General features: G+C 69.7%; 19 protein-coding genes. 2 read left to right on the plus strand and 17 right to left on the minus strand.

Going from position 1 to position 18,271, the window contains the following annotated elements:
* Positions 1 to 29: 29 nt before the first annotated feature.
* The 10 genes from tatC to AB0937_RS21120 all read right to left on the minus strand — a co-directional run bounded on the left by tatC (position 30) and on the right by AB0937_RS21120 (position 8,647).
* On the minus strand, positions 30 to 992 hold the full coding sequence (gene tatC, locus AB0937_RS21075; protein ID WP_366713635.1) for a twin-arginine translocase subunit TatC: 963 nt from the start codon (positions 990 to 992) through the stop codon (positions 30 to 32).
* Positions 993 to 1,039: 47 nt separating this feature from the next.
* The gene (tatA, locus tag AB0937_RS21080) at positions 1,040 to 1,321 is read right to left on the minus strand and encodes a Sec-independent protein translocase subunit TatA (protein ID WP_366713637.1); all 282 of its coding nucleotides are present in this window, start codon (positions 1,319 to 1,321) and stop codon (positions 1,040 to 1,042) included.
* 260 nt (positions 1,322 to 1,581) lie between these two features.
* Positions 1,582 to 1,776: a hypothetical protein gene (locus tag AB0937_RS21085; protein WP_366713639.1), complete on the minus strand. Its 195-nt coding sequence runs from the start codon at positions 1,774 to 1,776 to the stop codon at positions 1,582 to 1,584.
* 45 nt (positions 1,777 to 1,821) lie between these two features.
* Positions 1,822 to 2,118, minus strand: a complete 297-nt coding sequence (locus tag AB0937_RS21090; RefSeq protein WP_366713640.1) for a hypothetical protein — start codon at positions 2,116 to 2,118, stop codon at positions 1,822 to 1,824.
* A gap of 89 nt (positions 2,119 to 2,207) precedes the next feature.
* Complete coding sequence (locus AB0937_RS21095; RefSeq protein WP_366713642.1) at positions 2,208 to 3,281, minus strand: WYL domain-containing protein; 1,074 nt, start codon at positions 3,279 to 3,281, stop codon at positions 2,208 to 2,210.
* A 17-nt stretch (positions 3,282 to 3,298) separates the two neighbouring features.
* A complete protein-coding gene (locus AB0937_RS21100; RefSeq protein WP_361117134.1) occupies positions 3,299 to 4,276 on the minus strand; it encodes a WYL domain-containing protein in 978 nt (325 codons plus the stop codon).
* Between the two features lie 129 nt (positions 4,277 to 4,405).
* Positions 4,406 to 4,777 (minus strand): FKBP-type peptidyl-prolyl cis-trans isomerase, encoded by a 372-nt coding sequence (locus AB0937_RS21105; protein WP_234848464.1) that lies wholly within the window; start codon positions 4,775 to 4,777, stop codon positions 4,406 to 4,408.
* A gap of 56 nt (positions 4,778 to 4,833) precedes the next feature.
* Positions 4,834 to 5,814 carry an FKBP-type peptidyl-prolyl cis-trans isomerase gene (locus tag AB0937_RS21110; protein ID WP_366713644.1) on the minus strand — a complete coding sequence of 327 codons (981 nt, stop codon included), beginning with the start codon at positions 5,812 to 5,814 and terminating at the stop codon, positions 4,834 to 4,836.
* 202 nt (positions 5,815 to 6,016) lie between these two features.
* Complete coding sequence (gene pafA / locus AB0937_RS21115) at positions 6,017 to 7,378, minus strand: Pup--protein ligase (protein WP_234848462.1); 1,362 nt, start codon at positions 7,376 to 7,378, stop codon at positions 6,017 to 6,019.
* Positions 7,379 to 7,387: 9 nt separating this feature from the next.
* On the minus strand, positions 7,388 to 8,647 hold the full coding sequence (locus AB0937_RS21120; RefSeq protein ID WP_366713646.1) for an MFS transporter: 1,260 nt from the start codon (positions 8,645 to 8,647) through the stop codon (positions 7,388 to 7,390).
* 46 nt (positions 8,648 to 8,693) lie between these two features.
* On the opposite strand from AB0937_RS21120, the gene AB0937_RS21125 reads away from it, so the two are divergent.
* Positions 8,694 to 9,779: a LacI family DNA-binding transcriptional regulator gene (locus AB0937_RS21125; RefSeq protein WP_366713648.1), complete on the plus strand. Its 1,086-nt coding sequence runs from the start codon at positions 8,694 to 8,696 to the stop codon at positions 9,777 to 9,779.
* A 152-nt stretch (positions 9,780 to 9,931) separates the two neighbouring features.
* Here AB0937_RS21125 and prcA read toward each other — a convergent pair whose 3' ends face one another.
* The 5 genes from prcA to arc form a co-directional block, all read right to left on the minus strand.
* On the minus strand, positions 9,932 to 10,672 hold the full coding sequence (gene prcA / locus AB0937_RS21130; RefSeq protein WP_366713650.1) for a proteasome subunit alpha: 741 nt from the start codon (positions 10,670 to 10,672) through the stop codon (positions 9,932 to 9,934).
* Between the two features lie 67 nt (positions 10,673 to 10,739).
* The gene (gene prcB / locus AB0937_RS21135; RefSeq protein WP_366713652.1) at positions 10,740 to 11,585 is read right to left on the minus strand and encodes a proteasome subunit beta; all 846 of its coding nucleotides are present in this window, start codon (positions 11,583 to 11,585) and stop codon (positions 10,740 to 10,742) included.
* Positions 11,586 to 11,921: 336 nt separating this feature from the next.
* The gene (locus AB0937_RS21140; RefSeq protein ID WP_328428856.1) at positions 11,922 to 12,140 is read right to left on the minus strand and encodes a ubiquitin-like protein Pup; all 219 of its coding nucleotides are present in this window, start codon (positions 12,138 to 12,140) and stop codon (positions 11,922 to 11,924) included.
* Between the two features lie 178 nt (positions 12,141 to 12,318).
* Positions 12,319 to 13,830 (minus strand): depupylase/deamidase Dop, encoded by a 1,512-nt coding sequence (gene dop / locus AB0937_RS21145; protein WP_366713654.1) that lies wholly within the window; start codon positions 13,828 to 13,830, stop codon positions 12,319 to 12,321.
* 234 nt (positions 13,831 to 14,064) lie between these two features.
* Complete coding sequence (gene arc / locus AB0937_RS21150) at positions 14,065 to 15,831, minus strand: proteasome ATPase (protein ID WP_361117146.1); 1,767 nt, start codon at positions 15,829 to 15,831, stop codon at positions 14,065 to 14,067.
* Positions 15,832 to 16,076: 245 nt separating this feature from the next.
* Here arc and AB0937_RS21155 point away from each other — a divergent pair, with 245 nt between their 5' ends.
* Positions 16,077 to 16,382, plus strand: coding sequence for a ferredoxin (locus tag AB0937_RS21155; protein WP_234848456.1), 306 nt, complete (start codon positions 16,077 to 16,079; stop codon positions 16,380 to 16,382).
* 59 nt (positions 16,383 to 16,441) lie between these two features.
* Here AB0937_RS21155 and AB0937_RS21160 read toward each other — a convergent pair whose 3' ends face one another.
* A complete protein-coding gene (locus tag AB0937_RS21160) occupies positions 16,442 to 17,020 on the minus strand; it encodes a hypothetical protein (RefSeq protein WP_366713657.1) in 579 nt (192 codons plus the stop codon).
* A gap of 316 nt (positions 17,021 to 17,336) precedes the next feature.
* A complete protein-coding gene (locus AB0937_RS21165; protein WP_031141913.1) occupies positions 17,337 to 18,239 on the minus strand; it encodes a tRNA (adenine-N1)-methyltransferase in 903 nt (300 codons plus the stop codon).
* Positions 18,240 to 18,271 lie beyond the last annotated feature (32 nt).

Below are 18,271 nucleotides of genomic sequence, written 5' to 3' on the forward strand. Positions count from 1 at the left end.
GACCGACCCTATGAGCTGTCCGCCGATCTTCAGGTCACGTCGTCATAACCGTTGACCCGGTCCGTGCGCTCCGAGCTCGCCTGTTCGGGCAGCGCCGCGCGGCTGGTCGTCACGGGCTCGATCGCGCCGATGTCCTCGGGGGTGAGGTCCAGCTCGGAGGCCTCGTCGTCGGCGGGGCCGAGGGCCTCGCGCCGGACCTTGCGGCGGTCGTTGAGCAGGGAGAAGGCGACGGCCGCGAAGTACAGGATCCAGATCGGCGCCGCGAGTGCCAGCATGGTCAGCGGGTCCGTGCTGGGCGTGGCGACGGCCGCGAAGACCGTGATGCCCATGATCATGCCGCGCCACCAGCCGAGCATGCGCTTGCCGGTGAGCACCCCGGTGAGGTTGAGCATGACCAGCAGCAGGGGCAGCTCGAAGGAGAGGCCGAAGACCAGCACCATCCGCATGACCAGGTCGAGCAGGTCGTCCAGCGGCAGGAGGTTGGACGTGCCGCCCGGGGTGAACTCGAGGAGCACCTTCGCCGTGGTGGGCAGGACCGTGTAGGCGAAGTAGGCGCCGACGACGAACAGCGGGGCGCCGGTGCCGACGAAGGCGTAGGCGTACTTCTTCTCGTGCCGGTGCAGGCCCGGCGCGACGAAGGCCCACAGCTGGTAGAGCCAGATCGGCGAGGCGAGGACGACGCCGGCCATCAGGGACACCTTCAGCGCGAGCGTGAAGGGGGTGAGCAGGCCGTTGATGGTGATCTGCGCACAGGGCTTGGTACCCGTCTGCGACCTGGCGAGTTCCTCGAAGGTCTTGTCACAGCCGACCGAGTCGAGGATCGGCTTGGTGATCAAGTTGATGATGTCGTTGTAGAAGAAGGCGGCGACGATCGTGACGAGGACGATCGCCAGCATCGCCTTGGCGAGCCGGTTGCGGAGCTCGCGAAGGTGCTCCGCGAGGGGCATGCGCCCCTCGGGATCCCTCTCCTGCTTGCGGGCAGACTTCAGCAACCCACGTTCCCATCTCGTGCGGCGGGCCGGAGGTCACCGGCCCTGCGTCAGCGCTTGGTCGTGTCCGTGGGCTCGTTGACCGGGCGCGAGCTGGTCACGTCGCCGGGCGCTGCCTGGATGGTGCGCTGCGAGGGCTCGTCGTTGTCGGGCGGGCCGGCGGGGGTCGTGGACGACTTGTTCTCGTCCTTCATCGCCTTGGCCTCGCTCTTGAGGATGCGGGCCGACTTGCCGAGCGACCGAGCCATGTCCGGAAGCTTCTTCGCGCCGAACAGCAGGATGATGACGACGAGGATGAGAATGATCTCGGGGGCTCCGAGCCTTCCGAACATAAGTCTTTACCTTCTCACCGAGGCGGCTGTGGTGGGGGTGCTGTCCGATCGGTCGGACACATGTCCGAACGGTCGTGCTGGCAGCGATCGTAACGCTCGGGGGTAAACGTGAGGCAATCCCTCTGCATCCCTTGTGCGCACTCCCGTCCGCGACCAGTGCCTCGTTAACCGGGCCGCGACCAGCAGCGTACCTGTACGGGCCGTCGCCGTGACAGGGCGAAGTGTCCCGAAACGCAACTCCCGGCCGCCCGCCGGACACCTCACAGAGCGTCGACGGAACGGGCCGCGCTCTGCGCCGACCGCTCCAGGTCCTCGGCGGCCCGGTTGATCCGGCGCGCCGAGTCCGTGACCTGCCTGCCCAGGCGCTGCGCCTCCACGAAGACCCGCACGGCGAGCACCCCGAGCACGACGAGACTCACGAAACCCACAGCAACCGCGAACATCGGCCAGAACATGACGCCGAGCCTAGACCCTCCTGAGGGGACGGGATCCCCGGCCCACTAGACGGTGGAGTGCAGCCGCAGGGTCCGCACACCGCCGCCGGTGAGGAGCTCCACTATCCTCTCCCCCGCCGGTTTGCGGACGGACGCGCCGCACTCGGGGCAGGTGAACGAGTAGAAGGTGGTGCGGCTCGTGGCGCCGATGGCCAGGCGCAGCGCGCCCGCGGCGAGCTCGAACGCGCCCCGGCAGTCGGGGCAGCCGGCCCGGAACACGACCGGGGTCACGCTTCTCATCCCGGCGAACGCGGACTCCACCGTCATGCCCCGGACACCACCCGGCGTCACCGACTCGCTCAAGCCCTCGCTCCTCTTCCTGGGTCGTAGACCTCCGGGGTGCACCACCGGTACCGCGACGCCGGCCGTGGACCCCGGGTGACGCCTGCGGGTCACTCGGGCCCGTCGCCAGGCCCGTCCGGAACCGTCCGCGTCACCTGCGGAGCGTCCGCGCCCTCGACGGCGCGATCCGTCCGCGCCGCCTCGATCCCGTCGTACGCCGCCAGTGCCTCCCGGGCCGCCTGGCGGGCACTGCCGGCGAGCTCCGGCGGGGAGACGATCCGGCCGTCCCGCCCGAGCCGCAGTGCCAGACGCCGGAGCGACGCCGGGTCCGGGGTCCGCAGAGTGATACGCAGCCCGCCGTCCGAAAGCTCATCCGCACTGTCGTGCGGGTAGTACTCGGCGACCCAGCGGCCGCCGGGTCCGACCTCGATCACGACCTCCGGATCCTCGGCCGCGGGCTGCACCAGGGCCTCCGAGAGGTCCCGCAGCTCGATCTCGGGCGGCGCCGACGGCTCGTCGAGGATCTTGATCTCGGCGACCCGGTCGAGGCGGAAGGTGCGGCGTGCCTCGGAGCGGCGGCACCAGGCCTCGACATAGGTGTGCCCGACACTGACCAGGCGGATGGGGTCGATCTCCCGCTCGGTGACCTCGTCGCGCGCGGGCGAGTAGTAGCGGATCCACAGCCGGCGGCGCTCGGCGATCGCGCGGTCGACGTCGGCGAAGACGCCGCCCTCGGACTCGAAGGTCACCGACAGGCGTGAGCTGGCACCCGCCGCCTCGCCGGCCGCGGTCTCCACCTTGGCCGTCGCGCGCAGCAGCGCCTGCCGGTCGCTCTCGCGCAGTCCGGGCAGCGTGGACACCGCGCGGGCGGCGACGAGCAGGGCGGTGGCCTCGTCGGCGGCGAGCCTCAGCGGCTCGGCGGCCTCCGCCGCGAGGGCCGCCGGATTGTGCCACCAGATGCGCTCGCCGTCGGTGTCGATGTCGAGCAGGTCGCCGCCGCGGAAGCTGGTGCCGCACATGGGCAGCACGTCGAGGTCGGAGACCAGCTCGTCCTCGCTGATGCCGAAGGCGCGCGCGACGTCCTCGACCCGGGCTCCGGGACGCTCCCGCAGATACGTCACCAGCGAGAGCATCCGCCGGGTCTGGTCGATGGCGTTCACGGGCCTGACCGGTTTGCCTGCCACTGTCTTTCCGCTCCCCCTCAGCCCTTGGCCACGGCCCGCAGCCGGTCCACCACGTCGGCCCGCAGCTCGGCCGGCTCCAGGACGACCACATCCGGCCCGAACTCCACCAGCCAGGCGTCCAGCCCGTGGCCGTACGGAATCTCCAACTCGTCCCAGCCGTCGCCGAGTTCCCGGACGGAGGTGGCCTTCGCCCGAAGGGGGTACCCCGCGCCCGCACGCAGCCGGATCCGCGCCGAGCGGTCGGCGATCTCCCCGGCCCAGCTCGCGACGGTCTCCCGGACGGTGACGACGTCCGGCACCTCGGCGGTGTAGCGGCCGCCGCGCGAGCGGACCTTGCCGGTGATCCGGGACAGCCGGAAGACCCGCTCGGCGCCGCGGTCGCGGTCCCAGCCCGCCAGGTACCAGTGGCCCCGCCAGCACTCCAGCGCCCAGGGCTCCACGTGCCGCTGCTCGGGGTGGGCGGCAGTGGCCTTGCGGTAGTCGAAGGCGACGGGCCTGCGGTCCCGGCATGCCAGCATCAGCGGCTCGAACGCGGCCTCGTGCACGGGGATGCGCGGCTCCAGCGCGCCGTGCGACCCGTAGGGGTCGACATCCTCGGGGAGTCCGGCCGCGCGCAGCTTCTGCAGGGCGCCGCTGGCCGCTCCGGCGAGCCGGGCCTGCTGCCACACCTTGGCGGCCAGCCCGAGGGCGGCGGCCTCCTCGGCGTCCAGGGTGATGGGCGGGAGGCGGTTGCTGTCGCGGCGGGCCAGGTAGCCGATCTCGCCGTCGAGGCTCTCGACGGTCTCGATGACCAGGCCGAGCTCGCGCAGGTCGTCCTTGTCGCGCTCGAACATGCGGTTGAAGGAATCATCGGAGCCGGTCGCGCCGTTCCCCGGCCCGAAGGCCTCGACGTAGGCCTCGATGGAGTCGCGCAGCTCACGCTTGCTGAGGGGCCGCCGCGTCCCGAGCAGACACAGCGCCAGGTTCATCAGCCGCTCTGCCTTGGCAATGGCCATCGACGCGCTTCGCCTCCCTATGGTGCTTACGAGCGATGACCGTACCGCCACACGGTGGCACGGCAAAAGCCGAGGGCCCATGCCCGAACAGGCATGGGCCCCACATGATCGATTCTGTCCGGAGCTTGCTCAGACTCCGAGCAGGTCGACCACGAAGATCAGCGTCTCCCCGGGCTTGATCAGAGGAGACGGGCTCTGGTTGCCGTAGGCGAGGTGGGCGGGGATGGTCAGCTGGCGGCGGCCGCCGACCTTCATGCCCTGCACGCCCTGGTCCCAGCCCTTGATGACCCGGCCGCCGCCCAGCGGGAAGCGGAACGGGGTGCCGCGGTTCCAGCTGGCGTCGAACTCCTCGCCCGTGCTGAAGGAGACACCCACGTAGTGCACGGTGACGGTCTGGCCGGCCTCGGCGACCGGGCCGTCGCCCTCCCAGATGTCCTTGATCTCGAGGTCCGCCGGGGGCTCGCCGCCCGGGAAGTCGATCTCGGGCTTGTCGATGCTCACTTCATCTCTCCTTGTTACGTGACCTGCGTCGGGAACAGTCTCACAGACCGGACGGGTCAGACCGTGCCGAGGATGTCCACCGTGAAGACCAGGGTGTTCTTGGCCAGCTCACTGCTCGGGCTCGCGCCGTAGCCGAGCGAGGGCGGGATCACCAGCAGCACCCGGTCGCCCACGTGCTTGCCGACGAGGCCCTTGTCCCAGCCTGCCACCACGGAGCCGTTGCCGATCTGGAAGGCGGTGGCGCCGCCGTGGTCCCACGAGGAGTCGAACTTCTTGCCGTCCTCCCACTTGACCCCGGTGTACTGAGCGATGAGTCCCTGACCGGCTTCGACCTTCTTGCCGTCGCCCTTGATCAGGACCTGCTCCTTGAGGTCCTTGGGAGCCTTCTCGCCCTTCGGGACGGTGATGTCCGCGGCCTTCTGCGAGGGGGACTCCACCTCGGGCATGCCCGGCTCGGAGGGCGCCTGCTCGCCCTTGACCTCGGCCTTGGCGTCGACGCTCGCGGCACCGACCGGGTCGACGACCCAGATCAGCACGTCCTTGGCGGAGATCCCGGAGGACGTGTTCAGGTTCTGGCCGATCAGGTCGCCCGCGGTGCCCTGCACCAGGACGCGACTGCCGGGCTTCTTGCCCTTCACCGCGTCGAGGACCTTCTCGGGGAGCTGCTGGCTCGGCTTGCCGATCTGCTCGATGGACTGCCGCCGGGGCGCCTTGTCACCCGTCGGCGCCGCGGCCCACGTGCCGCCGAGCTCCTGGTCACCGCCCCACTTCTCGACGGTCCAGTCCAGACGGACGAAGTCCGATCCCTTGATCGGGGTTCCGCTGCCCGCCGAGACCGTCTTGACCACGGTCTTGTCGGCCGGCTTGCCGTCCTTCGGAACGGAGATCTCGGGCTTCGCCCCGACTTTCCCCTTGACCTCGGCGACGCCTCCCGCCGCGTCGCCGTTGTTCCCGTCGTCCGATCCGCACGCGGCGGTGAACAACAGGGCGGGAACGGCCAGCAGCGCGGCCACGAGTCGTTTCGTGTTGTAGTTCATCAGTCCAACTGGGATCGGGGGTGGGGGCAATGCCAGCCACTCTACGGCGTACCCGCACCACACTCCCCACACCGCGCGGCGCGACGCCCCCTGTTCCGGCGGCTCACGGGGCGGAACAGGGCGGGAAAAACGCCGGTGCCCGAAGGCGCGAAAACCTTCGGGCACCGGCTTGGCGATCGGGTCGGCGGACGAGCCGCACGCCTCACATTCCGGCGATCAGCTTTTCCACCCGGTCGTCCACGGAACGGAACGGGTCCTTGCACAGCACGGTCCGCTGGGCCTGGTCGTTGAGCTTGAGGTGAACCCAGTCGACCGTGAAGTCACGGCGCTGTTCCTGGGCCCGCCGGATGAAGTCCCCGCGCAGCCGGGCGCGCGTCGTCTGCGGCGGGACGGACTTGCCCTCGAAGATCTTCAAGTCGTTGCAGATACGGGCCGCCTGGCCCTTCTTCTCGAGCAGGTAGTACAGGCCACGACGGCGGTGGATGTCGTGGTAGGCGAGGTCTATCTGCGCGACCCTCGGGTGCGACATGGTCATGTTGTGCTTGGCGCGGTACCGCTCGATGAGCTTGTACTTCATGACCCAGTCGATCTCGGTGCCGATGCGGTCGAGGTCCTCGGACTCGATCGCGTCCAGTGCGCGGCCCCACAGCTCCAGGACCTGCTCGACGGTGCCGGTGCGGATGCCCCGGCGCTCGCAGAAGTCCAGGGCCTTCTCGTAGTACTCGCGCTGCACCTCCAGTGCGGAGGCCTCGCGTCCGCTGGCCAGGCGCACCTTGCGGCGGCCGGTGATGTCATGGCTGACCTCGCGGATCGCCCGGATCGGGTTCTCCAGGGTGAGGTCCCGCATCACCGTGCCCGCCTCGATCATGCGCAGCACCAGGTCGGTGGCACCGACCTTGAGCAGCATGGTCGTCTCGGACATGTTGGAGTCGCCCACGATGACGTGCAGGCGGCGGTAGCGCTCGGCGTCGGCGTGCGGCTCGTCACGCGTGTTGATGATGGGCCGGGAGCGGGTCGTCGCCGAGGAGACGCCCTCCCAGATGTGCTCGGCGCGCTGGCTGACGCAGTACACGGCGCCGCGCGGTGTCTGCAGCACCTTGCCCGCACCGCACAGCAACTGCCGGGTGACCAGGAACGGAATGAGAATGTCCGCGAGTCGGGAGAACTCCCCGTGCCGGGCGACCAGATAGTTCTCGTGGCAGCCGTAGGAGTTGCCCGCCGAGTCGGTGTTGTTCTTGAAGAGGTAGACGTCGCCCGCGATTCCCTCCTCGTGCAGGCGTCGTTCGGCGTCCACCAGGAGTCCTTCGAGAATGCGCTCGCCCGCTTTGTCGTGGGTGACCAGTTCGGTCACGTTGTCGCATTCCGGTGTCGCGTATTCCGGATGCGATCCCACGTCGAGATAGAGGCGGGCGCCGTTTCGCAGAAAGACGTTGCTGCTGCGGCCCCATGACACGACACGGCGGAAGAGGTACCGCGCCACCTCGTCAGGAGACAGGCGGCGCTGTCCCCTGAACGTGCACGTGACGCCGTACTCGTTCTCCAGCCCGAAAATGCGGCGGTCCATGAGGGAACATTACGCCCGATCCCCTGAACTGAAACGGGGTTCGACGGCACGGTTTGGATCATTTTCCGAACCGGCCGCAACAACCGCTCCCTGGCCGGGAGCTGCGACTACCCGTCCTGTGGCGACCAAAACCAGCAAGGACACGCCACCTGCCACGCCCGGTACGGCGAAGCCCCACAGAGCCCCGCCCTGCTCGACGACGGGCCCTGCCACGCCCGTTCCGACCGAGTGGCCGACGGTGAACGTCGTCACGAGCCAGGAGAACGCCTCGGTGACGGTGCCGCGTGGGGCGTGCCGGTCCACCAGGACGAACGCACAGGCGATGGCGGGCGCGAGGAAGACCCCGGCGAGCGCGGTCAGCGCCACCATGGCAACCGCGTCGGGCATCAGCATCAGCGGCAGGTAACACACCACCAGAAGCGCGACCAGCACCCGCAGTCGCCGTGCGGGCTCACCCGCCCACTGGCGCGCGCCGTACACCGTGCCGCCGACCAGCGCGCCGAAGCCCAGGGCCGCCATCAGCCACCCGTACACGGCGTCGCCACCGTGCTCGTCCGCGTAGGGCACGGAGGCGACGGTGATGGACCCGAGCGCCATCCCGATGAACAGGAACGCCGTCAGCAGCGCCAGCAGCCCCGACGAGCGCAGCGCGCCCAGCCAGTGGGCCTCGCGCGGCGCCGACCGCCAGGCGCGCGACGGCTCCGACACGACGACGGACAGCGCTCCCAGCACCCCGACGACGTTCAGCAGGAGCAGCGCGGCCTGGGCCGACCACAGGGACACGCAGAGCGTCACGAGGAGCGGCCCGACGGTGAACATGACCTCCTGGGCCACGGCGTCCATCGCGTACGCCGTGTGCACCTGGTCCTCCCGTCGCAGCACGGAGGGCCACAGCGCCCGCAGCCCGCCCTCCAGGGGCGGCGTGAAGAGGCCGGCCCCGGCCACGGCCGCGTAGGCGAGCGGCAGTGTCCCGGTCCCCGCGAAGGCGAAGACGGACATCGCGACCCCGGCGAGGACGGCCGCGGGCAGTTGCACGCGCGGCTGCCCGCACAGGTCCACGATCCTGCCCAGCACGGGCTGCCCGACGGCGTTGGCGACGCCGTACACGGCCGCCAGGGCACCGGCCAGGCTGTACGTACCTCCCTCGGCCCGCACGAACAGCACGATCGCGATGGGGGCCGTGGCGCAGGGCAGCCGGCCCACGAGCGTGCCGACCAGCAGCCGGGCGGCGTGTCGCGCCCGAAGGATCTCCAGGTATCCCGTGGCCATGTCCCCGCCCTAGGTTTTACGTATAACGTCGGATCTCATACGTACCATGTCCGCTGTTCACGAGTCCAGACGAAGGAGCGGGCCGACGGTGGCACGAGGCAGCACCCGACCCACGAGCCGGGACGTCGCCCACGCCGCCGGCGTCTCCCAGGCGGCCGTGTCGCTGGTCCTCGGCGACAAATGGCGCGGCCGGGTCTCCGAGGCCACGGCGGAACGCGTCCGGGAGGCCGCCCGCGACCTGGGCTACCGCCCGAACCTGGCCGCCCGCAACCTGCGCCTGGGCCGCACCCGCACGGTCCTCCTGGTCGTCCCGGCCCTCACCACGGAGTTCTTCGCCGGCGTCTACACGGGCGCAGCCAGGGTCGCCGCCGAGCACGGCTTCGGCGTGGTTCTCTACCCCTCCCCCGAGGGCATCGGCCCGGCCCGTGACCCCTTCGCCTCCGCGCAGTCCGCGCTGGACGGTGTGATCGCCTCCTCGATGGCCGCGGACGCCCTGACCGCGATCCGCGGCGAGGCGCTCCCGCTGGTGATGCTGGACAGCGACCCGGCCGGGAGCCTGGGTGCGGCGACGGTGAACCTGGACATCGCCGACGGCATCCGGCAGGCCGCCGAGCACCTGCTGTCCCTGGGGCACCGCCACTTCCTGCACCTCGCGGCGGACGTCCCGTCCTGGACGTTCGAGGTCCGCGCCCGGGAACTGGCGGCGCGGCTGGACGAGGTGCCGGGCACCACGGTGCGTACGGCCCGCTCCCCGATCTCCATCGAGGGGGCGGTGCCGGCCGCGCAGGCCGCCCTCTCCGCCCCCGGCGACCGCCCCACCGCCGTGATCTGCGACGACGACCTGCTCGCGACCGGCACGTACAAGGCGGCCCGCCGCCTGGGGTTGCGCATCCCGGACGATCTGTCGGTCACGGGCGTCGACGACCTGGCCCTGGCCACGGCGATGGACCCGGAGCTGACGACGGTCCACCTGAACGCGGAGCTGTTCGGGGAGCGGGGCATGCGGGCACTCCTGGCGGTGCTGGAGGGCCGCGAACCCGAGAGCGGGGACATTCCGGTCCAGTTGGTGGTGCGAAGCTCTACAGCACCGCCTCGCCAGCTGAGCCCGGCGTGGCTGCCGAGGCCGGGTTGACGCGCAACTCGGCGCGGCGAGGTGCCGCCTGCGCCCACCCGTGCCGCCCCCAGCGGCACGCATGCCCGCAGGCTCAGTGAGCCCGCAGCCGCACACGGCAACGCGCCCCGGCCACGAACGCACTGGCCGGGGCGCGTCACACCGCCTCAGAACTACTCGGCGTCCTCCGACGCTCCCTCGTCACCGCCGGCGGCACCCGCAGCGAGCAGACGGGACAGCTGAGGCCCGCTGATCCGCTTGAACTTGCGCTTCTGCGGCCGGGTGCGGTCCAGCACCGCGACTTCCAGCCGCTCCGCGGGGATCTCCCGCTCGCTGCCGTTGGTGTCGCGGGACAGCGCCTGCACCGCCAGCTTCAGCGCCTCCGCGAGGGTCATGCCCTCCTGGTGGCGCTGGTCCAGATAGCTGCTGATCTGCTCGGCGTTGCCGCCCACCGCGACCGAGCCGTGCTCGTCCACGATGGAGCCGTCGTGCGGCAGCCGGTAGATCTGGTCGCCCTCGGGCGTCTCCCCGACCTCGGCGACGACCAGCTCGACCTCGTACGGCTTCTCGGCGGCGCTGGAGAAGATCGTGCCGAGCGTCTGCGCGTACACGTTCGCCAGGCCCCGGGCCGTCACATCGTCCCGGTCGTAGGTGTAACCCCGCAGATCGGCGTAGCGCACGCCGCCGATCCGCAGGTTCTCGTACTCGTTGTACTTGCCGGCGGCCGCGAAGCCGATCCGGTCGTAGATCTCGCTGAACTTGTGCAGCGCACGGGACGGGTTCTCGCCGACGAACACGATGCCGTCGGCGAACTGCAGCACGACCAGGCTGCGACCACGGGCGATGCCCTTGCGGGCGTACTCCGCCCGGTCGGCCATGGCCTGCTGGGGTGAGACATAGAACGGCGTCGACACCGGTTATCCGTCCCTCTCTTGAAGATTCCGTCGGTTCACTGGACCACCCTCACGAAGACGATCGCCGCTACAGCAGCGCGGCCCGCGGCCCGTCGGGCTGCTCCAGCCGCCGCTCGAGAATCGAGCGCGCGATCTCGGACGCCTCGTCCTCGGTGAGCCGGCGGAAGCCGTCGTCGGTGATCACGGTGACGATGGGATAGATCCGGCGGGCGACATCGGGACCACCGGTCGCGGAGTCGTCGTCGGCCGCGTCGTAGAGCGCCTGGATCACCAGTGTGGTGGCCTCGGCCTCGCTGAGGTCGTCCCGGAAGAGCTTCTTCATCGCACCGCGAGCGAAGATCGACCCGGACCCGGTGGCCGCGTAGTTGTGCTCCTCGGAGCGGCCGCCGGTGACGTCGTAGGAGAAGATCCGGCCCTTGCCGCGGTCCACGTCGTACCCGGCGAACAGCGGCACCACGGCCAGGCCCTGCATGGCCATGCCGAGGTTGGAGCGGATCATCGTCGACAGCCGGTTCGCCTTGCCCTCCAGGGACAGCTGCGCGCCCTCGACCTTCTCGAAGTGCTCCAGCTCCAGCTGGAACAGCTTCACCATCTCCACGGCCAGGCCCGCCGTGCCGGCGATGCCCACCGCCGAGTACTCGTCGGCCGGGAAGACCTTCTCGATGTCCCGCTGCGCGATGACGTTGCCCATGGTGGCCCGCCGGTCGCCGGCGAGGACCACACCGCCGGGGAACGTCACGGCGACGATGGTCGTGCCGTGCGGTGCCTCGATCACGCCCTGGGTGGGGGGCAGTTGCCGGTTGCCGGGGAGGATCTCCGGCTGGTGCTCGGACAGGAAGTCCATGAAGGAGGAAGACCCTGGCGTCAGGAAGGCAGCTGGTAGACGCCCGGTGCTACGAGTGTTGGCTTCCACGCGATTCCTTCCACGTATGCGACAGCCCGCCCTGTGACGTCGGGCCGATCCTTGGAACAAACCCCGGTCCGGTTGCCACCGGGGGCTCGGTATGCCTCGGACCCTACCCGTCCTTCGGCGGTGATCCACATGCCCGGCGGGACCAACTCCGCCGGAGCGGCGCCGCACTTGCCGGCCGCGCACGCCGAGCGTCCGGCGGGCCGTGGGGTCCGCCGACGCCCGGAGCGCCGCACGTCGGGGCATCACGTCATGCGGTGCCCCGCGCGCAGCGCTCCGCGCTTCGGCCGGTCCTCACCCATGCACTCCGTTCACCTTCGGAATGAAGGCTCAGGCGCCTTACTGGCCACCCTTTTGAACGAAGGACCGCACGAAGTCCTCGGCGTTCTCCTCGAGTACGTCGTCGATCTCGTCCAGGACCGAGTCCACGTCGTCGCTCAGCTTCTCCTGACGCTCCTTGAGGTCCTCCGAAGCCTGCGTCTCCGCAGTCTGCTCCTCGACCTCCTCGGTGGACCGGGTGGCCTTCTGCTGTCCGCCGCCGGTGTCCTTGGTCGCCATATCCCTCACCCCGCTCGGTTCGCCCGACACAGTTGCTCGGTCAAGATCAGACCCTACTCGCCGGGTCTGACAATGGCCCCGCAGTTGCTCCAACGTACGGGGACCACCTCGATGATTCCCGGACCAGGGATTTTCCACCCTGCCCGGCGGGCCCCTCCCGAGTACCCGCGATCTGCGCTCACCCCCCGGACAGGACCCTGACCAGGTCTTCCGCGGTGCGGCAGCGGTCAAGGAGCTCCTTGACGTGATTACGCGTTCCGCGAAGCGGTTCCAGGGTTGGGACCCGCTGCAGCGAGTCCCGGCCGGGCAGATCGAAGATCACCGAGTCCCAGGAGGCCGCCGCGACGTCGTCCGCGTACTGCTCCAGGCAGCGGCCGCGGAAGTACGCCCGCGTGTCCTCAGGAGGCGTCGTACGGGCCCGCTCCACGTCCGCGTCGGCCAGCAGCCGCTTCATGCGCCCGCGGGCCACCAGACGGTTGTACAGGCCCTTCTCGGGCCGTACGTCGGCGTACTGGAGGTCGACCAGGTGCAGTCGCGCGGCGTCCCAGTCGAGGCTGTCCCGGCGCCGGTAGCCCTCCATGAGCTCCCGCTTGGCGACCCAGTCCAGCTCTCCGGCCAGGCTCATCGGGTCGTGCTCCAGACGGGTGAGGGTGTCCTCCCAGCGCGACAGGACGTCCTTGGTCTGTTCGTCCGCGTCGGCGCCGAAGCGCTCCTCCACGTACTTGCGCGCCAGCTCGTAGTACTCCATCTGCAACTGGACCGCCGTGAGCGTACGGCCGCTGCGCAGCGTGACCACACGCTTCAGGGACGGGTCGTGCGAGACCTGGTGGAGGGTGCGGACGGGCTGGTCGACGGCCAGGTCGACGGCGATGAAACCGTCCTCGATCATCGACAGCACCAGCGAGGTCGTGCCCAGCTTGAGGTAGGTCGAGATCTCCGACAGGTTCGCGTCACCGATGATCACGTGCAGCCGCCGGTACTTCTCGGCGTCCGCGTGCGGCTCGTCGCGGGTGTTGATGATGGGGCGCTTGAGCGTCGTCTCGAGGCCGACCTCGACCTCGAAGTAGTCGGCTCGCTGGCTGAGCTGGAAGCCGTGCTCGTGCCCGTCCTGGCCGATGCCGACGCGGCCCGCTCCGGCGAAGACCTGACGGGAGACGAAGAACGGCGTCAGGTGGCGCACGATGTCCGAGAAGGGGGTCTCCCGCTTCATCAGGTAGTTCTCGTGCGTGCCGTAGGACGCGCCCTTGTTGTCGGTGTTGTTCTTGTACAGGTGGATCGGCTGGGCACCGGGCAGCTGCGCGGCCCGTTCCGCGGCCTCCGCCATGATCCGCTCGCCGGCCTTGTCCCAGAGGACGGCGTCCCGGGGGTTGGTCACCTCGGGGGAGCTGTACTCGGGGTGTGCGTGGTCGACGTAGAGCCGTGCACCGTTGGTGAGGATCACGTTGGCCAGGCCGATGTCCTCGTCGGTGAGCTGGCTGGAGTCGGCGGACTCGCGGGCGAGGTCGAAGCCTCGCGCGTCCCGCAGCGGGTTCTCCTCCTCGAAGTCCCAGCGAGCCCGGCGGGCCCGGTGCATCGCCGCCGCGTAGGCGTTCACGATCTGGGACGAGGTGAGCATGGCATTGGCGTTGGGGTGGCCGGGGACGGAGATCCCGTACTCCGTCTCGATGCCCATTACTCGCCGTACGGTCATGCGGCCCTCCTTGCCCGGCGGCACCCTCGGTCGTGGGCGCCACTCAGATACCGCTGGCGCTCGGTTGCGTGTGCGGTGCCCGTCCCCGCACTGCGCGACTCGGCGGTACGCAAGAGCCTAGAACGCCTTTGCACTGGTGGGGAGATCATTTGCGTCATTGCGTTGCTCCAGCCGTGGCCCGAAAAACAGTCGGCTGCGGGTACCCGCCGAGGGCACCCGCAGCCGCCCTGCCTTTTACAGGTACTGGCCGGTATTCGCCACCGTGTCGATGGAGCGTCCGGTGTCCGCGCCCTGCTTTCCGGTGATGAGCGTACGGATGTACACGATCCGCTCGCCCTTCTTTCCGGAGATCCGGGCCCAGTCGTCCGGGTTGGTGGTGTTCGGCAGGTCCTCGTTCTCCTTGAACTCGTCCACGCAGGCCTGGAGGAGGTGGGAGACGCGGAGGCCCTTCTGGTTCTTCTCGAGGAAGTCCTTGATCGCCATCTTCTTGGCACGGCCCACGATGTTCTCGATCATGGCGCCGGAGTTGAAGTCCTTGAAGTAGAGGACTTCCTTGTCACCATTGGCGTAGGTGACTTCCAGGAAGCGGTTCTCCTCGGATTCGGCGTACATCTGTTCCACTGCCGTCTGGATCATGCTCTGGACGGTGGTGGCCTTGGAGCCGCTGTGCTCGGCGAGGTCGTCGCCGTGCAGCGGGAGGCGCTCCGTGAGGTACTTGCCGAAGATGTCCTTGGCCGCCTCGGCGTCCGGACGCTCGATCTTGATCTTCACGTCGAGCCGGCCGGGCCGCAGGATGGCGGGGTCGATCATGTCCTCGCGGTTGGAGGCGCCGATCACGACCACGTTCTGCAGGCCCTCCACACCGTCGATCTCGGCGAGCAGCTGCGGGACGATGGTGTTCTCCACGTCCGAGCTGACACCGGAGCCACGGGTGCGGAAGAGGGACTCCATCTCGTCGAAGAAGACGATGACGGGCGTGCCCTCGCTGGCCTTCTCACGGGCCCGCTGGAAGACGAGGCGGATCTGCCGCTCCGTCTCACCGACGTACTTGTTCAGGAGCTCGGGGCCCTTGATGTTGAGGAAGAAGCTCTTGCCGGCGGCCTGGCCGGTCACCTCGGCGACCTTCTTGGCCAGCGAGTTGGCCACGGCCTTGGCGATGAGCGTCTTGCCGCATCCGGGAGGCCCGTACAGCAGGACGCCCTTGGGCGGCCGCAGTTCGTGCTCCTTGAACAGGTCCGGGTAGAGGTACGGCAGCTCGACCGCGTCGCGGATGGCCTCGATCTGGCCGCCGAGACCGCCGATCTGCTCGTAGCCGATGTCGGGGACTTCTTCGAGGACGAGTTCCTCGACCTCGCTCTTCGGAACGATCTCGTAGACGTAACCCGAGCGGGGTTCGAGCAGCAGGGCGTCACCGGGCCGGATGTTCACGTCCAGCAGCGGCTCGGCGAGCCGTACCACCCGCTCCTCGTCGGTGTGCCCGAGCACGAGTGCCCGCTCGCCGTCCTCGAGGATCTCCTTGAGGGTGACGATGTCACCGACGCGCTCGAACTCCATGGCCTCGACCACGTTGAGCGCTTCGTTGAGCATTACTTCCTGGCCGCGCCGGAGCTCGTCGAGCTCGACGCTGGGGCTGACGTTCACCCTGAGCTTGCGGCCGCCGGTGAAGATGTCGGCGGTGCCGTCCTCGTTCGCCGTCAGGAAGACCCCGAAGCCGGCCGGCGGCTGTGCGAGCCGGTCGACTTCCTCCTTGAGGGCCACGATCTGGTCCCGGGCCTCACGGAGCGTGTTGGCGAGTCGTTCGTTCTGCGCGGACACGCCGGCCAGATTGGTCTGCAGCTCGACGATCCGCTCTTCGAGAATCCTCGTGTGTCGCGGAGAGTCGGCGAGCTTGCGCCGCAGGACGGCGATCTCCTGCTCAAGGTAGGCGATCTGCCCGGCCGGGTCGTCGGACCCGCGTCCCGGGCGGATGCCGCGGTTCATGTCGTCGTCGTGGGCTGCCACGGTCCTCACCTCCTCCAAGGGGAGCTGGACGCTTCCAGACCCTACCTGGGCGGGTGTCGATTGAAACCCCTAGATCACAAAGACGGTCGGGGTGTGTCCGATCTTCACCCTTGCGCTCTCCCTCACGCCAGGGGAATACCCAGCGAACATGATTGGAACCCAGGCGAAGGTAGGGTCGAACTGTTCAACACCCGCCGGAGCTGGCCGGATTCCCGGCCCGGCCCGGCGGAGAAACGGCAGGAGAGATGAGCGTGCAGCAGGTGGCCGGGGCAGCGGGCGAGGAGCTGGAGGTCTGGATCGACCAGGACCTGTGTACCGGTGACGGCATCTGCGCCCAGTACGCGCCCGAGGTGTTCGAGCTGGACATCGACGGTCTGGCCTATGTGAAGAGCGCCGACGACGAGTTGCTCCAGGACAAGGGAGCGACAACGCCCGTTCCGCTGCCGCTTCTCACGGACGTGATCGACTCCGCGAAGGAGTGTCCGGGCGAGTGCATCCACGTACGGCGGGTTTCGGACAGGGCGGAAGTCTACGGACCAGACGCAGAGTGACTACTTCTCCACGTTCCGTTTCTACTGTCTGATATCTCACACACGGCGTCGCACACGCCTCACACGCTGCGTGCCCCGGCCGGCGCCGAGCGGACGAACGAGCCGTCACGCCAACGCCATTTCGCGTCGCTCTTCACGTCGGGGCAGCAACGCGGCACGTCGGCCGAGGAGTAGCCGAGGAGCGTGGCCTTGACGGCTGCGTCGACGATGCCGAAGTCGGTGACGGTGGTGCCGTCCTTGGGGTCGAGCAGGGTGGCCACGACGCGCGGCTTGGCGCCGGCGGTGTCGCGGGTCAGGACGTACACGCCGTCCGGCGGGGTGCCCATCGGGGAGTCGCAGTGGACCACGGCCACCGTCTCGGGCCGGCCGTCGCCGTCCAGGTCTCCGGAAGCCCGCTTCTTCACCACGGCCTTCACCGGGCCGCACTCGATCGGGAACGCCACCGCGGCCGGGTCGGGCGGAGTCAGGTGCGCCGGGGCGCTCTTGGTCTCGGGGGCGGCGGGCTGGGCGGCGGTCGCCGCACCGGGCTGCAGAACCGAGGAAAAGGCCACCACCCCGGCGACGGCCGTCGCGGTGGCGAGCCAGTGGATGGGGCGGGTGTGGGCGTGGGCGAGCTCCGGGACGGCGGAAGACTGCACTAGGAGGGTCTCCTGAGGCTGTGCCGGTGGGGTGGCCAGCATGGTGCCACACGTCACAGCGGGAGGGAACGGCGGGGTGTGCATCTCCTGTGCCGGGGAAGTGAGAGGGGTTACGGTTCCTGCCGCTGTGTCAGCGGACCGACGGGACCGTGCCCGCGCAGCGCCGCGCCCGGGCCCTCACGGCCCGCGCGGCAGGTCGACGGCGTCGGACGGGGGTCACCCGGGGCGGCAACGGAAGGGCGCCGTGCCGGAGTTCCGGGACGGACCCGGGAACTCCGGCACGGCGCCGGTGCGTTGGATGCGGTGACAAGCCGCTTCAGCGAGCGGTGCCGCCGTCGGCGTTGGGACCCGCGTAGTCCTCGCCGTAGGCGCCCTTGGCGGGGCGGCGGCGGCGCATGGGCGGCTCGACGCCGTCGGCGAGGCGGCGGGCGGTGAGCAGGAAGCCGGTGTGGCCGATCATCCGGTGGTCCGGGCGGACGGCCAGGCCCTCGATGTGCCAGTTGCGGATCATCGTCTCCCACGAGGTCGGCTCGTTGAAGCAGCCGATCTCGCGGATGGACTCGACGGTCCGGGCGAGCTGGGTGGTGGTCGCCACGTAGCAGCACAGGATGCCGCCGGGGACGAGCGCCTTGGAGACGGCCTCCAGGCACTCCCAGGGGGCGAGCATGTCGAGGATGACGCGGTCCACGTCGGCGTCGGACAGGTTGTCCTGGAGGTCGCCGACGGTGAGCTGCCAGGCGGGGTGCGGTCCGCCGAAGTAACGCTCCACGTTCGCCTGGGCGATCTCGGCGAAGTCCGCCCGGCGCTCGTAGCTGTGCAGCATGCCCTGGTCGCCGATCGCCCGCAGCAGGAAGCTGCTGAGCGAGCCGGAGCCGACGCCCGCCTCCACGACGCGCGCGCCGGGGAAGATGTCGGCGAAGGCGAGGATCTGCCCCGCGTCCTTGGGGTAGACCACGGCGGCGCCGCGGGGCATGGACAGGACGTAGTCGGGGAGCAGGGGGCGCAGCGCGAGGTAGGCGACGTTCCCCGTGGTGCGGACAACGCTGCCCTCGGGAGCGCCGATCAGTTCGTCGTGGGGGAAGGAACCCTTGTGGGTGTGGAAGTTCTTCCCGGCCTCGAGCGTGAACGTGTAGTGGCGGCCCTTGGGGTCGGTCAGCTGAACCTGGTCCCCGACCTTGAAGGGCCCGCGCCTGCGGGCGGCACCGGTCGGTTCGGACATGCGACCAGCCTACCGGTCCCCGAGAGGGGCTC

This window comes from Streptomyces sp. NPDC047880 (assembly GCF_040706515.1).
Lineage (GTDB): Bacteria > Actinomycetota > Actinomycetes > Streptomycetales > Streptomycetaceae > Streptomyces.

Bases quoted from the DNA above. Each gene is read 5' to 3' on its own strand.
- tatA (WP_366713637.1), bottom strand. From the start codon at position 1,321: ATGTTCGGAAGGCTCGGAGCCCCCGAGATCATTCTCATCCTCGTCGTC.
- dop (WP_366713654.1), bottom strand. From the start codon at position 13,830: ATGACCGTACGGCGAGTAATGGGCATCGAGACGGAGTACGGGATCTCC.
- AB0937_RS21125 (WP_366713648.1), top strand. From the start codon at position 8,694: ATGTCCGCTGTTCACGAGTCCAGACGAAGGAGCGGGCCGACGGTGGCA.
- AB0937_RS21140 (WP_328428856.1), bottom strand. From the start codon at position 12,140: ATGGCGACCAAGGACACCGGCGGCGGACAGCAGAAGGCCACCCGGTCC.
- AB0937_RS21165 (WP_031141913.1), bottom strand. From the start codon at position 18,239: ATGTCCGAACCGACCGGTGCCGCCCGCAGGCGCGGGCCCTTCAAGGTC.
- AB0937_RS21155 (WP_234848456.1), top strand. From the start codon at position 16,077: ATGAGCGTGCAGCAGGTGGCCGGGGCAGCGGGCGAGGAGCTGGAGGTC.
- AB0937_RS21110 (WP_366713644.1), bottom strand. From the start codon at position 5,814: ATGAACTACAACACGAAACGACTCGTGGCCGCGCTGCTGGCCGTTCCC.
- AB0937_RS21100 (WP_361117134.1), bottom strand. From the start codon at position 4,276: ATGGCCATTGCCAAGGCAGAGCGGCTGATGAACCTGGCGCTGTGTCTG.
- AB0937_RS21120 (WP_366713646.1), bottom strand. From the start codon at position 8,647: ATGGCCACGGGATACCTGGAGATCCTTCGGGCGCGACACGCCGCCCGG.
- AB0937_RS21085 (WP_366713639.1), bottom strand. From the start codon at position 1,776: ATGTTCTGGCCGATGTTCGCGGTTGCTGTGGGTTTCGTGAGTCTCGTC.
- pafA (WP_234848462.1), bottom strand. From the start codon at position 7,378: ATGGACCGCCGCATTTTCGGGCTGGAGAACGAGTACGGCGTCACGTGC.